10 protein-coding genes and 1 pseudogene are annotated in these 16,036 nt (G+C 67.8%); 7 read left to right on the top strand and 4 right to left on the bottom strand.

Annotated elements, in window-relative coordinates; genetic code table 11:
- Positions 1-11: 11 nt before the first annotated feature.
- The 3 genes and pseudogenes from MOQ72_RS24555 to MOQ72_RS24550 all read right to left on the bottom strand — a co-directional run bounded on the left by MOQ72_RS24555 (position 12) and on the right by MOQ72_RS24550 (position 5,777).
- Positions 12-4,556 carry an RHS repeat-associated core domain-containing protein gene (locus MOQ72_RS24555; protein WP_242187980.1) on the bottom strand — a complete coding sequence of 1,515 codons (4,545 nt, stop codon included), beginning with the start codon at positions 4,554-4,556 and terminating at the stop codon, positions 12-14.
- A gap of 504 nt (positions 4,557-5,060) precedes the next feature.
- Positions 5,061-5,273 (bottom strand): annotated as a pseudogene (locus MOQ72_RS45695) (SAM-dependent methyltransferase); the annotation flags it as partial.
- A gap of 45 nt (positions 5,274-5,318) precedes the next feature.
- Positions 5,319-5,777, bottom strand: a complete 459-nt coding sequence (locus tag MOQ72_RS24550; protein ID WP_242188012.1) for a DinB family protein — start codon at positions 5,775-5,777, stop codon at positions 5,319-5,321.
- A 312-nt stretch (positions 5,778-6,089) separates the two neighbouring features.
- Between MOQ72_RS24550 and MOQ72_RS24545 the strand changes: the two genes are divergently transcribed.
- From MOQ72_RS24545 to MOQ72_RS24530, 4 genes are all read left to right on the top strand, one after another.
- Positions 6,090-6,953 (top strand): SAM-dependent methyltransferase, encoded by an 864-nt coding sequence (locus MOQ72_RS24545; RefSeq protein ID WP_242187979.1) that lies wholly within the window; start codon positions 6,090-6,092, stop codon positions 6,951-6,953.
- A 236-nt stretch (positions 6,954-7,189) separates the two neighbouring features.
- The gene (locus MOQ72_RS24540; protein WP_277954643.1) at positions 7,190-8,005 is read left to right on the top strand and encodes a helix-turn-helix domain-containing protein; all 816 of its coding nucleotides are present in this window, start codon (positions 7,190-7,192) and stop codon (positions 8,003-8,005) included.
- Between the two features lie 138 nt (positions 8,006-8,143).
- Positions 8,144-9,922 (top strand): FAD-dependent oxidoreductase, encoded by a 1,779-nt coding sequence (locus MOQ72_RS24535; protein ID WP_242187977.1) that lies wholly within the window; start codon positions 8,144-8,146, stop codon positions 9,920-9,922.
- Between the two features lie 7 nt (positions 9,923-9,929).
- Positions 9,930-11,909, top strand: a complete 1,980-nt coding sequence (locus tag MOQ72_RS24530; RefSeq protein ID WP_242187976.1) for a hydroxyquinol 1,2-dioxygenase — start codon at positions 9,930-9,932, stop codon at positions 11,907-11,909.
- Between the two features lie 83 nt (positions 11,910-11,992).
- Here MOQ72_RS24530 and MOQ72_RS24525 read toward each other — a convergent pair whose 3' ends face one another.
- Complete coding sequence (locus MOQ72_RS24525; protein WP_242187975.1) at positions 11,993-12,718, bottom strand: FadR/GntR family transcriptional regulator; 726 nt, start codon at positions 12,716-12,718, stop codon at positions 11,993-11,995.
- A gap of 178 nt (positions 12,719-12,896) precedes the next feature.
- On the opposite strand from MOQ72_RS24525, the gene MOQ72_RS24520 reads away from it, so the two are divergent.
- The 3 genes from MOQ72_RS24520 to MOQ72_RS24510 are packed head-to-tail and all read left to right on the top strand — an operon-like array spanning position 12,897 to position 16,010.
- Positions 12,897-14,219 (top strand): ABC transporter substrate-binding protein, encoded by a 1,323-nt coding sequence (locus MOQ72_RS24520; RefSeq protein WP_242187974.1) that lies wholly within the window; start codon positions 12,897-12,899, stop codon positions 14,217-14,219.
- A 1-nt stretch (position 14,220) separates the two neighbouring features.
- Entirely contained in the window at positions 14,221-15,120 is a 900-nt protein-coding gene (locus MOQ72_RS24515) for a carbohydrate ABC transporter permease (RefSeq protein ID WP_242187973.1), read from the top strand.
- Positions 15,117-16,010, top strand: a complete 894-nt coding sequence (locus tag MOQ72_RS24510) for a carbohydrate ABC transporter permease (RefSeq protein WP_242187972.1) — start codon at positions 15,117-15,119, stop codon at positions 16,008-16,010. Before MOQ72_RS24515 ends, MOQ72_RS24510 begins: the two co-directional genes overlap by 4 nt.
- Positions 16,011-16,036: the final 26 nt, after the last annotated feature.

Below are 16,036 nucleotides of genomic sequence, written 5' to 3'. Positions count from 1 at the left end.
CACATCCCCGGTCAGCGCCGGATGGGGAAGGCGGTGTTCCCGCCCGGCGCGCTGACCGGGAAGTTCGGCTTGTTCCCCAACTGCCCCACGTGGTTCATCACTTCCTGGGGTGAGGTGCCGTTGAAGAACTGCTGGTAGTTGTCGCCGAGCAGGGGGCGCGGGTTCGAGGCGCCCGCATAGGCCAGGACCTGGTTCTCGCTCCAGCTCTGCGGGTACATCGTGCTCATCTTCGGGCCGTTGGCACCCGGCCTCGTGTACTGGATCTCGTGGATCTTGTTGGGGTTGCCGATCGTGTTCCCGACCTGGGTGATGTTGCTCGGGAGATTGCCGTTGGTGTAGGCGTGCAGGCCCGTCGCGTTGTTGCCGTTCATGTCGCCCTGGAAGAGGTGGTCGACGAGGGGCTTCTTGTTGTTTCGCAGGTGGTCGGCGATGTTCTGGGCGGCCTTCCGCACGGCGTCGCGCTTGCGGTGCTTGTCCCCCAGCTGCTGCGTCCAGTTCTGGTATTCCTGGGTGGTGTTCCACTTGCAGGGAGCCAGCCCCAACGGGTCCGACCACGCGTGCGGATTGGTCACGTACGCGTAGTTGTTGGGACCTGCTTCCAGACCGACGGGGTCGGCGCTGAGGTACCGGGCGGTCGCCGGGTCGTAGTACCGGTGGAAGTTGTAGTGCAGGCCGGTTTCCGCGTCGAAGTACTGACCGGGGAAGCGCAACGGCGTCCCGCCGACCTCGAAAGCGTTGCCCCACAACGAGGTGCGCTGCACCCAGGCGATGCCGCCCTGGTCGTCGACGAGCTCGGTCGGAGTGCCGAGCAGATCGGTCACGATGAGGTGGAACCGCTCGTCGACCCACTCCTGCGGGCTGCGCTGCAGCAGCTCGCGCTGGATCAGGGGCCGGAAAGTGCCCGGCTCGTAGTCCCAAACCACGACTCGGCTCCGTTGTGCCGACACGTCGAACCGGGCCTGTTCGACGAGCACCGGGCCGTCCCAGGTGAAGTCGACCCGCTCGACGACCGTCGTGCCAGCGGGATCGAGTCGTTCCTTGGCGATGCGGCGTCCGAAAGCGTCGTAGCGGTACCGCCACCGCGTTCCGTCCGGCCGGAGCACGCCGACCAGGCGGTCATCCGAATCCCAGGAGTAGCGCCAGGTTCCGGACGGGCGCTGCCGGAGGACGAGTCGGCCCTGGGCGTCGTGCCCGTGCCGCGCGTGGCCCGCGCTGTCGACCGCAGTGCCGCGATACGTCCGCGCACCGAGCTGGTCCTCGTCGGTTCGGGTCGGCCACGCGGCGAGTGTCACGTTGCCCGCCGGATCGTAGGCGTAGTGCTCCGTCCAACCCGAACCTTGGACCGCGGTGACCCGGCCCGCGCGGTCCAACGCGTAGGTGCGGGGGCCGGTGAGCTGGTCCTGCACCCCGGTGAGCTGCCCGTCTGCTCGGTAGGCGTAGGAACGCTGTTGCGCGGGTCGCCCGGCAGGGGCGACCACCGTCTGGGACAGCAGCTGCTCCGTCGAGGTCCACGTCTGGCCGATGGCCAGGCCCGAAGCGAGGCTGCGGCGGACCTCGCGCCCGAGCGGGTCGTGTTCGAAGCGCAGCGTCCGCCCGGCGGTGCGCAGCGCGACCGGTCGGTCGGTTCCGTCGTACTCCCAGGCGCTTTCCGCTCCGGACGGCGTGCGGCGCCGGACCCGCCTGCCCAACGGGTCGTAGGCCGACGTGACGGTGCGGCCGTTGACCGTCTCCGCGACCACTCGGCCGAGCGGATCACGCTGGAAGGCCACTCGGGTCGCGCCGTCCGCCGCTTCGAGCAGGTGCCCGGACTCGCTGTAGCTGAAGGTCGTCGTGACCTGCCCTTGGCTGCGCTGGACCAAGTTTCCCAGCAGGTCGTACCCGAAACTGGTCACCTCCCCGACTCCGTTGGTCCGCTCGACGAGTTGTCCGGCCGCGTCGAGGCGATAGCTGACCGTGCTGCCGTTGAAGTCGGTTTCCCGCACCAAGTTCCCGGCCGGGTCGTACTCGTAGCGCCACACCTGGCCGAGCTGGTTGGTGACGGTGGTCAGCCGCAGTTCGGTGTCGTAGCCGAACTCCAGACGAGTGCCGTCCGGACGGATCTCGGCCGACACCAGGTCGAAATGCGCAAGCTCCGTCCTGGTCGTCTCGCCGCACTCGTCCGTGCTCTCCCGCAGGTTGCCCTCGCCGTCGTAGGCGTGCCGTTCGGTCGTGCCGTCCGGCCGCTGGTGCCAGGCGAGTTCACCGCCCACGGTCCACCCGAACCGCTGCACGCCGCCCACCGGGTCGACGACCGCAGCCAGCCGCCCGAAGCGGTCCCGCTCGTACCTGGTGGTCGCGCCGTTCGGATCGGTGACCGCTGCGGTCAGCCCGGCCGCGTCGGTTTCGATCCGCCACGTGTTGCCGAGCGCATCGGTTACGCCGGTGAGGTTGCCGCGCTCGTCGTAGGTGTAGCCGGTGGTCGCTCCAGCGGCATCGGTGGATCTGATCAGGTTGCCGCGGTCGTCGTAATCGCGACGCGACACCGCGCCGTCGGCTTCGATGAGCGTGACCGGCCGACCGGAGTCGTCGTACTCGCAGCGGAGCTGGCTCCCATCCGGCCTGGTGATCGCGATGAGGTTCCCGTCTGCGTCGTGATCGTTGCGGACGGTGCGGCCCAGCGCGTCGGTGCGCCGCAGCAGCCGGTCGGCGGCGTCCCACTCGAAGACGACCGCGTTGCCCAGCGGATCGACCTCCTTTACCACCTGCCCGGCTTCGTTCAGGTGGAAAGCGGACCGGTGCCCCAGCGAGTCCGTGGACCAGGTGATCCGGTTCTCGACGTCGTACTCCATGGTTCCGCTCAGGAAACCTCCGGAGCCCTCGGTGCGGACGCAGCGCCCGTCGTGGTCGTAGGTGTAGCGGTACCACTCGTCGTTGCGGTCGGTCCACCCGACGATGCGGCCTGCCGGGTCGTAGTCGAACCGCAGCGCCCGACCAGAAGCGTTGATCACCTCGGTGAGCCGATCGCCCTGGTAGCGGTAGCGCATCAGTTCCACGTCGCCGTCGCTGGCGGTCGAGTGCAGCGCCGTCACCAGGCCGTCGGTCGTCTCGACCAGGACCTGGTACCCGCCGCTGTGCCGGATTTCCAGCGGAGTTCCGGACTCGTCGTGGCTGAACTCGATCCGGTTCCCGTTGTGGTCGGTGACCGACGCCAGCACGAGCAGGGACGGATCGAACAGCAGCGTCCACCCCCGTTCCGCGTCCACGAGCACGTAACCGCCGTCGGTGCGCCCGAGCGACCGCGGCCCGCCGCGGTCGCTGCGGACCCACGCACCGGGTGCCGGATGCGGGTAGTGCTGGAGCGTGCCGTCCGCGGCGGCGAAGCTGACGCCTTCGTCATCGACCTCCAACCGCTGGTCGAGGGTCGACATCCAGCTGGGACCGAACCACCGGCCCGTCCGGTACGACGAGAAGTGGGTGCGCTCGACGACCAGGGGGAGCACGCCGAGGAATTCCGCGTCGGTCTGGCTCAGCACCATCTGCCCCGTGGAGACGTCGATCGGGTCCTTCTCGCACCGCAGGTTCTCCGGGGAGCGGGGGTTCGGCTCCTGGTCCCGGAGGGAAGGCCGGTTGTCAGCGGCGGCCGGATCCGTGCGGGCAGGCGATTTGGGGCCGCTCGACGAGGGCGAGCCGCCTGGGGTGTCGCTGTCCATCGCACGAGTCGACGCCGGGCCGTTGTCGGGCGTCGACTTGGTCGACGCCGGGCCGCTGTCGGACGCGGGCTTGGTCGGTGCCGGGCCTTTCGCCCGCGGGGCGGACGAACCGTCCGCCTTGAGCTTCCGCAGCGCCTCGCCCGCGTCGCCGAAGGAATCTCCGAGCTTCTTCAGCATCGGCGACAGCGCTTTGAGCGCCTTCACGAGTTTCGTCGTGATGTCGGCGATCTTGGCCGCGACCTTCGCGACCTCGGCGATCACCTGCGGCAGCACCCAGGCCATCGCGATGCCCAACGTCGCCAGCACCTGCAACGCCCAGCTCACGAGGTGACCGACGAGCTCGGCGATGATGTCGCGGACCAGGGTCCGCACCGCGGCGACGACCTCGCCTGCCGTGCCGATGCCGCTCGACGCGCCACTGGCGGCGCTCTGCGCGGCCGCGAGGAGCGCCGCGGTGTCCTCGCTCCGGGCGCGGTATGCGTCACCGGCCGCGCCGATCCAGCGCGCCGTGTCGTTCTGCACCAGATTGGTCATTTCGGCGCCGACGTCGGCCAGCTCCGTCGAGATGTTCTGCCAAGTCTCGGCATGGGCCTTGATCGCGTCCGGATCGCCGGTCAACGAGTCCAGCGCGTCCGACAAGGGGCCGACGTGCTCGATCAACCAACCCACGCCCGCGGCGATGATCGAACCGAACGGGTCCATCGCCATGCCGAGCGCGTCCAGGCCGGTGCCCACCGCCCCGAGGACGCCCGCAGCCCAGTCCCCCGACTCGATCGCCTTCGTCGTCTCGTCGACCGACTCCAGGATCGGCACACCGCTGAACGACTGCGTCGAATCCTCGCGCTGCGCCACCAACGGATTCGTCACGACACCACTCCAAGGACTAGGCGAACGGTACGGAAAGATCGATGCGGGCGGTCGGTCCAGCGCGTGCGCGTCCGCGCGAGCAACTGTCCACTGTGGTCAGCTGTCCGTCCAGCGCAGCAGACCGACGCGGGTACCCGATCCCAGCGGCGGCCTGGACGAGCGCAACCCCTGCTCCGATCCAGCTTCGCTCCTGAATTCCCCCAGACACGCATTGCGCCGGGCATCATCGCACCGGGCGCCAACGCCACACCAACGCCGCACCAACGCCCGGAGGTCCTGGGGGTGCGCAAAGTGCTGAGCTCCCGTCCGGCGACGCTGATCACAGGCGTTCCAGACCAGCGCCGCCTTGGACGAGGCGTTCACCCGGGACAGCTGGCACTCGCACGCCTACCTCGACCCCAAGACCAACACATTGGTGCTGGTGGCGCAGGGAACCTGAAACGCCGCACCGGCAATGACTGTCCAAATGCGACTGTGACGCGGTCGGATCCGCGCCGAAATCAGCGTCCTTACCACCGAATACGCCTGGTCGTCGGCCATGAGGTGGTTGCCGACCCCGAGCAGCATCAGCCCGACGGGTCGGGCGAGGTCCAAGGTTCGCGCGGACGCGGCGAGAACGGCCTCGGGATCGCGCAGATCCGCCTGCAGATAATCGGTTTCGCCATCCTCCTCGACCGCAGGATGTTCCCGCGCGCACCTTCCAGATGCGCGGGCGATTCTCTTGAAGAGATCAGCATTTGGAGATCGGTAGCTCCTGTGGACTCAGGCACCCACGGTTCCGTCGACACCCTCGCGCAGCAAGTCCGCGTGCCCGTTGTGGCGGCCGTACTCCAGGAGCACGTGCACCATCACCATCCGCAGTGATACCTCCTCGCCCCATCTTGGCTGGTACCCGGCCCCGTCCAGGGACGCAGCTTCCCGCTCGATGCGGCGCGAGTTCTCCACCTCGGCCTCCCAGGCTGCGAACGCCTCGTCCCTGGTCGACGCGCTCGCGTCGTACGCCGCCTGGAAGTCGATCTTGTCGGACCAGACCATGGGCGCGTCGTTGTCCTCGAACACTCGACGGAACCAAGCACGCTCCACCTCGGCCATGTGCCGCACCAGACCAAGCAGCGAAAGCGTCGAAGGCGGCATCGACTGCTGCCGCAACTCCTCGTCGGTAAGCCCTTCACACTTCATGGCGAGGGTTGCACGGTGATAATCGAGGAAAGCCCGCAGCATGTCGCGTTCGCTGCCAAAACTGGGCGGTCCTATACGGTTGTCGCTGGTCACTGGTCGTGCTCCCGTTCCGCGCCTGCATTCGGGGCCAGTATCTCGTCGGCTGTCCCCAGCCGATGACCGTCTGCCTGACCCGACTGTCATCACAGGGGCCGACCGGCGCAGGAATCAGCAAGTTCATCGTAGGAATCGATCTTCTGGACGACAGCCGTGACCGCACGACCCACCGGTGGCAGACTACGGCGCGAACGTTCAGTGGAGTGGTCGCTACGATGAGTCGCGCCAATCGCCGGTACAGCAGAAGGGGTTGACGCCGTGAGTCAGCCGGAGGCAGATGCCTTCCCTCTCGAAGGTGTGGATCTGGAGCACCCGAACGTCGCTCGGGTCTACGACTACTACCTCGGTGGGCAGGCGAACTACGCCATCGACCGCGTCTTCGGTGAACAGGCACTGGCCAAGTTCCCGTTCGTGCGCCCCGCGGCCAAGGCCAACCGACTGTTCCTGCACCGCGCCGTGCGCTACCTGATCAAGCAAGGGGTGCGCCAGTTCATCGACATCGGTTCGGGCGTCCCGACCATGGGCAGCACGCACCAGGTCGCCGACGAACTCGTGTCAGACGCCAAATGCGTCTACATCGACAACGAACCGGTCGCCGTCGCCCACTCGCAAATCCTCCTGGAACGCGAAGAGGTCACCGACCGCCACGCCGTGATCCAGGCCGACCTGCGCGACCCCGACCTGTTGTGGCGCCGCGTGGCGGAGACCGACGTCATCGACCTGGACCAACCGGTCGCGCTGCTGCTGATCGCCGTCCTGCACGTCACCCAACCCGGACCCGACGGCACCGACATCGGACCCCAAGCCGTGGCCCGCTACCGGGAACTGCTCTCCTCCGGCTCGTACCTGGTGATATCCCACGGCACAGCCGACGGGGTGCCCGAGATCCGCAAGCGCGAAATGGCCGAATTCGGCAAGATGTACGACAAGTCCGCCACGCCGGTGATCTGGCGACCGCACGGCGAGATCGAGAAGTTCTTCGGTGATCTACCGCTGGTCGAACCGGGCATGACCTGGACACCGCTGTGGCACCCGGAGGAAAGCGGCGAGAACGCACCGGTCGTCGAGTTCGACAGCCCCAACGACTCGGTGGTCTGGGTGGGCATGGCCCGCAAGCCCTGACGGTCGCTAGGATTGCGTGCCCGGCGCTACGCGGAGGTGGCAGGTGGGGAAGCGACTTCAGCTGCCTTCGGAGCAAGGCTTTTCCCGCCCGCGGGATGATCGGCGTTCGGGCCCGGTTCGGTTCTCCACCGCGGGTTTGCCGAGGTCGCAGCGGCTGGAGCTGTGGGAGCAGCACAACGCCTGCGCCCTCATCGGCTTGAGCTGCAAGAAGATCAACGAGGTGCCGCTGGAGGCGACTGAGCTCAACCTGTGGTTGCCGGAGCGTCGAGGTGGCCCAGGTGACGGGAAACCCGCACGTCGTCGAGCGCACGCTGCACCAGATCGAGCACCACCCCGCTTGCGCGGTCGTGCTGTACGTCGCGATGGCTGGTGAGGCGTTCTTCTACTACGACGATGGCGTCCGGATCCTGCGGCCGGGGCAGGCGGTGCTGTGCGACGCCGACGTGCCGTTCGTACGCGGCTTCGCGCAGGGACTCACCGAACTCGTGCTGAAGGTTCCGCGCACCGTGTTCGAAGGGCTTGACGCACCTGCGCCGTCGCGCGTCCCGCGCGTTTTCGACATCGCGGGCGGGCCGGGTGCCTGCCCTCCGGGCTATGCGCTCGCGAAGTTGATGCGTTCCGCGCTGGACGGCGTCGCGAACGAGGACCGGCATCGGATGGAGCGGGAAGCGCTCGGATTGCTGCGGGCGATGGTGGTCGGCGCGCGGGCTGGCGATACCCGGTCGCAGCTGTCCACGGCCCAGTCCTTCATCGAGCGGCATCTGACCGACCGCGGGCTGTCCGCGGCCCGTATCGCGGCGGGGATCGGGATCAGCGAACGACAGCTGTCCCGCCTGTTCAGCGAGCACAGCGGCCTGGCCCGCTGGATCACCGACCAGCGCTTGGACCGCGCGCGGGCAATGCTGACCTCGAAGCACGACCATCCCGCTGTCGGCGACGTGGCCCGCGCGTGCGGGTTCTCGTCCCAGTCCTACTTCGCCCGTGCGTTCAAGCAACGGTTTTCGGAGACACCCCGCGACGCGCGGCGCCGGGCCACGGATCGCCGGAGCTGACGACCGAAGTGGTGGCTGCGCACTTTCCCGCCAACCCCGTGCCCAATTCCGCCAGCGCGTGCTCCTGCGTGCTCTGCCGTGCGACGTTCTAGCCGTTGCTGGAACAGCTGGCTGCGCAGTGGTGCGGAGGAAAGCACGATGGCGATCTTCGACGATGGTCTGCCGGAGACCGAGGCCCCGGTCTCCGGGACGGTGGAGACGGAGGTGCTCATCGTCGGCTCCGGCCCGGCGGGCGCCTCGGCAGCGCTGTTCCTGTCCACGCTCGGGGTGGACAACATCATGGTCACCAAGTACCGGTGGACGGCGAACACCCCGCGGGCGCACATCACCAACCAGCGCACGATGGAGATCTTCCGCGATGTCGGCATCGAGGACCAGGTGCTGGCCGAGGCGACCCCGCACGAGCTGATGGGTGACACCGTTTTCTGCACCTCGATCACCGGGGAGGAGATCGGCCGCGTCCGCGCTTGGGGCACGCATCCCGCGAGGCACGCCGACTACGAGCTGGCCTCGCCGTCGTGGAACTGCGACATCCCGCAGACCTACCTCGAACCGATCCTGGTTCGCAACGCCACGACACGCGGCACCCAGACCCGGTTCTCCACCGAATACCTCTCCCACGTGCAGGATGCCGACGGGGTCACGGCCACCGTGCTCGACCGGTTGACCGGCCAGGAGTACACCATTCGCGCCAGATACCTCATCGGTGCCGATGGCGCCCGTTCCAAGGTCGCCGCGGACCTGCTGCTGCCGATGGAAGGGCAGATGGACATCGCAGGGTCGATGAACATCACGTTCCGAGCAGACCTCAGCGAATTGGTCGGCCATCGGCCATCCGTGCTGTATTGGGTGATCCAGCCCGGCTCCAACATCGGAGGCATCGGGGCAGGTCTGGTGCGCATGGTTCGTCCCTGGCACGAGTGGCTGATCGTTTGGGGCTACGACATCGCCGACGAACCGCCGATGATCGACACCGAGGCCGCGGCGCAGATCGTGCGCAACCTGGTGGGGGTGCCGGACCTCGAAGTGACGATCACGGGTAGCTCGTTGTGGGGCAACAACGAGCAGTTTGCGACGCGTCTGCAGTCCGGGCGGGTGTTCTGCGCCGGGGACGCCGTCCACAAGCACCCGCCGAGCAATGGGCTCGGCTCCAACACGTCGATCCAGGATTCCTACAACCTGGCCTGGAAGATCGCGGCAGTGCTGCGCGGGCAGGCCAGCGGGGAGCTGCTGGAGACGTACTCCGCCGAACGGGCGCCCGTGGCCAAGCAGATCGTGTTGCGGGCCAACAAGTCCGCGCGGGAGTTCGGGCAGCTGTTCGAGGCGTTGGGCATCGCGGGGGGCGAGACCGCTGCCGAGATGGTCGCGAAGATCGACGGGCGCAAGGCGAACACCCCCGAAGGGGCTGCCGAACGGGAGGCCATGGAGATCAAGAACTACGAGTTCAACGCCCACGGCGTCGAGCTCGGCCAGCACTACACCTCCACCGCCGTGGTCGGGGACGGATCGTCGCTCCCGGAGCGCGACCCGGAGTTGTACTACCAACCTTCCACCGTGCCGGGTGCGCGCCTGCCCCATGCGTGGGTCGGCAACAGCACCCGCAAGTGCTCCACGCACGATCTGGCGCCCTACGGCCGGTTCACGCTGTTCACCGGGATCAGCGGCGAACCATGGGCGGCGGCTGCCGCGAAGGTCAGCGCCGCACTCGGGGTGCCGATCGAGGCGGTCGTGATCGGCCCTGGCCGGGAGATCACCGACCTCTACTTCGACTGGGCTGTACTCCGAGAGATGGCGGAGGACGGCGCCCTGCTCGTCCGGCCCGACAAGCACGTCGGCTGGCGATCCCAACGGCTCGCCGACGACCCGGAAGATGCTCTGCTGAACGCCATGTCGACGATCCTGAGCCGGAAGGACTGAGCTGCGCATGTCTTTGGAATTCGAGCACCGCACTCTCGGCCAGCGGGTGCTGTTCGGCACTGGACGCGCCGCCCAACACGTGGCCGCCGAGGTGCGGCGGCTGGGTGCCACCTCGATCATGCTCGTCGCCGCCCCGCCGGAGCGGGAGCTCGCCGCGAAGGTCACCGCCGACATCGAGGTCGCGGTCAGCTACGACGACGTCGCGCAGCACGTCCCGGTGGACACGGCGATCAAGGCACGACACATGGCCGAGCAGCGGGGTGTCGACCTGCTCCTCAGCGTCGGTGGCGGGTCCACGACCGGGCTGGCCAAGGCTGTCGCACTCACCACCGGGCTGCCGATCATCGCCGTACCCACCACCTACGCCGGTTCGGAAGCCACCAACGTCTGGGGCTTGACCGAGGACGCGCGCAAGACCACCGGGGTCGACGACCGGGTCCTACCGGTCACAGTGGTCTACGACGCCGAGCTCACTCTCTCGCTGCCAGCCGACCTCTCGGCGGCCTCGGGGCTGAACGCGCTCGCGCATTGCGTGGATTCGCTGTGGGCACCGCGGGCAGACCCGATCAACGCCGCGCTGGCCACCGAGGGTATCCGCACCCTAGCGGCCAGCCTGCCCACGGTCGTGGAAAAGCCGCGCGACGTCGACGCCCGCGAACAACTGCTCTACGGCGCCTACCTGTCGGCGGTCGCGTTCGCCTCGGCGGGTTCCGGGATCCATCACAAGATCTGCCACGTCCTCGGCGGTGCCTACAACCTGCCGCACGCCGAAACCCACGCTGTTGTCCTGCCACACGTGCTCGCGCTCAACTCCGCAGCCGCTCCGGATGCAGTCGCACGCATCGCCGATGCCTTGGGCGGCACCGATGCCGTAGCCGCGCTCAACCAGCTCTACACCCGGCTCGGGGCACCCACCGCGCTGAAGGATCTCAGGCTGGCCGAGGCGAATCTCGACGAGGCCACCGACCTCATCCTGCCCGCCGTGCCGCCCTCCAATCCGCAACCCGTCACCTGGGACGACGTGCGGGCTCTGTTGCGGACGGCGTGGGCGGGCGCACCCCCGCAGGCTCGGGATGCGCGCAGCGAGCAAGCCCGCCGGGAGGAGGAGCTGACTTCCACGGTCCTAACCAGCTTCCGAAACGCTCCCAACGAACGTCTGCGGACCGTGATGCAGTCGCTGACCGCCCACCTGCACGCGTTCATCCGCGAAGTGCGGCTGACCGAGGAGGAATGGACCGCCGGTATCGAATTCCTGACCGCGGTGGGACACATCACCGACGACAAGCGGCAGGAGTTCATCCTGCTCTCCGACGTCCTCGGCGCCTCGATGCAAACCGTCGCGGTCAACAACCAGGCATACGGCGACGCCACCGAAGCAACCGTCTTCGGCCCGTTCTTCGTCGAGGACTCGCCCAGGATCGAGTTGGGCGGTGACATCGGCGGCGGCGCCACCGGCGAACCCTGCTGGGTCGAAGGCACCGTCACCGACACCGACGGCCTTCCCGTGCCAGGAGCGCGGATCGAAGTGTGGGAAGCGGACGCGGACGGCTTGTACGACGTCCAATACACCGATGACCGGGTGGCCGGTCGCGCGCACCTGTTCACCGACTCACGTGGTGCGTACCGGTTCTGGGGCCTCACGCCGACGCCGTACCCGATCCCGCACGACGGGCCGGTCGGACGGCTGTTGGACGCCACCGGTCGTTCACCCATGCGCGCGTCGCACCTGCATTTCATGGTCAGCGCCGAAGGACGACGAACACTCGTCACGCACATCTTCGTCCGCGGCGACGAATTCCTCACCAGCGACACCGTTTTCGGCGTCCGACCCTCCCTGGTCAAGGACTTCGCGCACCAGCCTCCTGGAACGTCCACACCGGACGGTCGGGGCCTGGGCGAGAGCTCGTGGTCGTGGGTGCGTTTCGACATCACCCTGGCGCCCGCCGATGAGCGGGAAACGCGGCGAGGAAGCAATGCCGCGAATTGAGGTTCTCGTGGTGGGCGCGGTCAACGCCGCGCATCACCGAACTCATCTCCATCCCGCCGGATAACGGGAACGAACAGCCGCGGTCAGGTCGAACCTCGGCCAGCGGGCTTGGGCGAACGCTTGGCCCTGGCCAGGTCGGCGCTTGATTTGTCGACCAGCGCCTGCATCGCGGCTTCGGCGGCGACCGGATCCCTCGCGACGACGGCATCCAGCACCTCGCGGTGGCTGGGCACCGGGTCGTCGGACGGGTTGGCGTCGTGCACCAGTTTGTCCCGCTCGGCGAGTCCGATGGCGATGACGCGGCCGATCTGCACCAGCAAGTCGTTGTGGGTAGCGGAAAGCAGCAGGCGGTGGAAGTTCAGGTCGGCCGTGACCATCTCGCCGATGTCGGAACCCGCGGCGGACATCCACCGCAGCGCGTCGTCGAGCGCGTCGAGGTCGGCGTCGGTGGCCCGTTGCGCGGCCAGCTTCGCCGCGGCCGGTTCCACCACGGCCCGCACCTCGGTGAGTTCGTCGAACAGGCCGGAGTCATCGGACGCCGAGGTCTGCCAGCGCATGACGTCGGCGTCGAGCTTGTTCCAGAGTGCGCGCGGTCGCACGAAAGTTCCGCGTTTCTGCCGTGCGTCGATCATGCCCTTGGCAGCCAGCACTTTCAACGCCTCGCGCAGCGCGGTCAGGCTCACGTCGAGTTCTGCCCGCAGCGCGGGCAGATCCAGCGTGGCACCTTCGGACAGCTCGTTGGAGAGGATGCGGCTGGCCAACGCCTCGACGGTCTGGCCGTGCACGCCGCGCGGCCTGTGCTCGCTCAATGGTCCGGCCCTCTCCTCCGCGGTTGATCAACAAGATGCTACGCCGTTCGGCCATTGGTAATAATTTACGAATAAATCTTGACACGGTCCCAGCCGGTTGTCAGCCTGTTGCCACTAAACGGTCGCCGGATCAAGGCAACCGAGTGGCGGCTGCCCATCAGACAAGGGGTTCATCGCGATGAACGAAGTCGGCCCGACCCAACGGCGTAGTGCGGGCCTCACCAGACGCAACTTCCTGAAGAACACGGGCCTCGCGGGGCTCGGCGCCGCCGGTACGGCCACCCTGCTCGGCGGGTGCGCCACCGCGGTGTCCTCGGGCCCGGTCCAGCAGACTTCCGGTGCTGTCACCGTCCAGTCGAATCTTTCGTCGCCGCAAGCGAAAGTGGCCATCGAGGCAGTCGCGGAGGCTTTCGGGGAACGGGGCGCGGCGAAGGCGGCGGTCAACACCGTGGCGTCGGAAACCTTCCGCACCCAGCTGCCGAGCTACCTGACGTCGGCGAACCCGCCGGACACCTACACCTGGTATCCGGGATCGCTGCTTTCCGGGTACGCGCAACGAGGTCTGCTCCTCGACGTCGGTGACGTCTGGCAGACCATGGGCAACTACAGCGACACCTTCCGCCGGTTGAGCAGCGACGGTGCCGGGCGCCAGATCTTCGTGCCCATCAACTACTACTGGTGCGGTTTCTTCTTCCGCAAGTCGAACTTCGCCCGGTGGGGCGTGCAGGCTCCGACGAACTGGAGCGAATTCCTCGCGCTGTGCGAGACCCTGCGGGGCAAGGGCGTCGCGCCGATCGGCCTCGGCGCGGGCGGCAATACGCAGTGGACCGCGTCCGCGTGGTTCGACTACCTGAACATCCGGATCAACGGCGCCCAGTTCCACCGCGATCTGCTCGCCGGGAAGCGGCGTTTCGACGACCCGAACGTGGTCCGGATCTTCGACCAGTGGCGGAGCGCCCTGCCGCACTTCGACCCGAACGGCACGGCGATCCCGTTCCAGGACGCGACAACGGCGCTGTTGCAGGGGCGCACCGGCATGCTGCTCACCGGTACCTACTTCGCCGACGCCGCGCCCAAGGACGCGCTCGACGACCTCGACTTCTTCCAGTTCCCGGTGCTCGACCCGGCGGTGCCGCTCGCGGAGGAGGGGCCGACGGACGGGTTCTTCGCCAGTGCCCGGACCGCGCACCTGGACGCGACCAAGGAATGGCTGAAGTACGTCGCCACCGCGGAGGCGCAGGAACTCTACATCCGGAACTCCTCCGGCACCGTGCTGCCGACCAACCCGGACGCGAAGGACTCCGGAACGCCGCTGGTTGCCAAGGGCCGGAAGATGTTGGAGAGCGCGGCGGACCTCACCCAGTTCTTCAACCGGGACTCCAGCGACGCCTTGCAGCCGACCGCCGACGTGGCGCTGATCAGGTTCATCCAGCGGCCCAACGAGCTCCCGTCCATCCTGACCGAGTGGCAGACCGCAGCCGAGAAGGTCTGGTCCTCCTGACATGGCGACGCTGTCCGCGGCGGTGCGGGCCGGGCGGCGCCGGGTGCCGCCCGTCCTCATCGCCTTCCTCCTGGTACCACTTGCCGTCGAGGCTTTCTGGGTCTTCTGGCCAGCGCTGCAGGGTTTCTACATCTCGCTGACCAACTGGGACGGGGTTTCCCCGCCGCGGTGGGTGGGTTTCGGGAACTACGCCGAGATGTTCGGCGACCCGATCTTCTGGACCGCCACGATCAACACGCTGCTCTGGCTGGTGCTCTTCGGCGGTCTCTCCGCGCTCGGCGGACTCGGTCTGGCCCTGCTGCTGCAACAGGAACGCAGGGGCGTTGGGTTCTACCGAGCGGCACTGTTCACGCCGGTGGTGTTCTCGCTGGTCGCCACATCCCTCATCTGGCAGGTCCTGCTCCAGCCCGACGGACTGGTCAACGACCTGCTGGGCGCGGTCGGCCTCGGCGGCTGGCAGCGTTCCTGGCTCGCCGATCCGGACACCGCGATCTACGCCGTCCTGCTGCCCGCGCTCTGGCGGCAGATCGGGTACGTGATGGTGCTGTACCTGGCGGGTCTCAAAGGCATCGACCCGAGCCTGTACGAGGCGGCCAAGCTCGACGGCGCCACCCGCACCCAGCAGCTCCGGTTCGTCACGCTGCCGCAGCTGCGCAGCGTCAACAGCGTTGTCCTGTCGGTCATCGTCATCGACTCGCTGCGCTCGTTCGACGTGGTGTGGTCGATGACCAAGGGCGGCCCGTACCACTCGTCCGAACTGCTGAGCACCTACATGTACGCGACGGCCTTCCAGTCGCTGCGGCTCGGTTACGCCTCCGCGCTGGCCGTGATCATCTTCCTGCTCGCGTTCGGCGTCATCGTGACCTACCTCGTCCGCGTCTTCCGGGAGGACAACCATTGACTCTGGCAACCGCACCGGTATCGTCGCCACAACATCCGCCGCGGCTGACCGCCCACCCCCAGCGGACCCGGAAATGGTGGCGGGGACTGCTCTTCCACAGCGGGGCCGGTGCGCTTTCGGTGCTGTGGCTGCTGCCAATCGTGCTCGTGCTGTTGACCGCCATCCGGTCCTTCGACGACATCGCGTTCAACGGCCTCGGCGGCCTGCCGCACTCGTTCACGCTCGCTCCGTTCGGCCAGGCGTGGGGCGAGGCCGGACTGGCTCGGGCGATGCTCAACAGCGCCGTCGTCACCGTGCCCGCGGTGGTGCTGGCCCTCGCGCTGAGCTCAGCCGCCGCGTTCGCGCTCAGCCGCTACCCGATTCCGTTGCGCCGCACCATCATCCTGCTGATGCTGGCCGGTAATCTGCTGCCACCCCAGATCCTGCTCGTGCCGGTGTCCAAGCTCAGCGAGCTGCTGGGGATCTACGACACGCTGTTCGCGTTGATCGTCGTGCAGGTCGGTTTCGGGATCGGCTTCTACACCTTCGTGCTGCAGGGTTTCCTGCGCGGCATCCCGGACGAGATCCAGCAGGCGGCGGTCATCGACGGCGCCGGGACGGTGCAGATCTTCTGGCGGATCATCCTCCCGCTGGCCCGCCCGGCGCTGGCCGCGCTCGGCGCGCTCGCGTTCACCTGGACGTTCAACGACCTGCTGTGGGCGATCACGGTGCTGCGCACCCAAACCGTGATGCCGGTGACGCCAGCACTGCTGGGCATGCAGGGCGTTTATGTCTCCACCTGGAACATCATCGCCGCCGGTTCGGTCATCGCGGCCATCCCGACCGTCGCGGTGTTCCTGCGGTTCCAGAAGCACTTCATCTCCGGACTGGCGATCGGCGCGGTGAAATGACCCAACAATCCACCCGGTGGACGGTG

It is taken from the genome of Saccharopolyspora soli (assembly GCF_022678645.1).
GTDB classification, from domain to species: Bacteria; Actinomycetota; Actinomycetes; order Mycobacteriales; family Pseudonocardiaceae; genus Saccharopolyspora; species Saccharopolyspora soli.
This window is presented reverse-complemented; position numbering and strand designations above follow the sequence as displayed.

What these genes read in the sequence shown, in the direction of transcription:
- MOQ72_RS24520 (WP_242187974.1), top strand. Translation starts at nt 12,897, where the DNA reads ATGAACGAAGTCGGCCCGACCCAACGGCGTAGTGCGGGCCTCACCAGA.
- MOQ72_RS24515 (WP_242187973.1), top strand. Translation starts at nt 14,221, where the DNA reads ATGGCGACGCTGTCCGCGGCGGTGCGGGCCGGGCGGCGCCGGGTGCCG.
- MOQ72_RS24550 (WP_242188012.1), bottom strand. Translation starts at nt 5,777, where the DNA reads ATGCTGCGGGCTTTCCTCGATTATCACCGTGCAACCCTCGCCATGAAG.
- MOQ72_RS24535 (WP_242187977.1), top strand. Translation starts at nt 8,144, where the DNA reads ATGGCGATCTTCGACGATGGTCTGCCGGAGACCGAGGCCCCGGTCTCC.
- MOQ72_RS24530 (WP_242187976.1), top strand. Translation starts at nt 9,930, where the DNA reads ATGTCTTTGGAATTCGAGCACCGCACTCTCGGCCAGCGGGTGCTGTTC.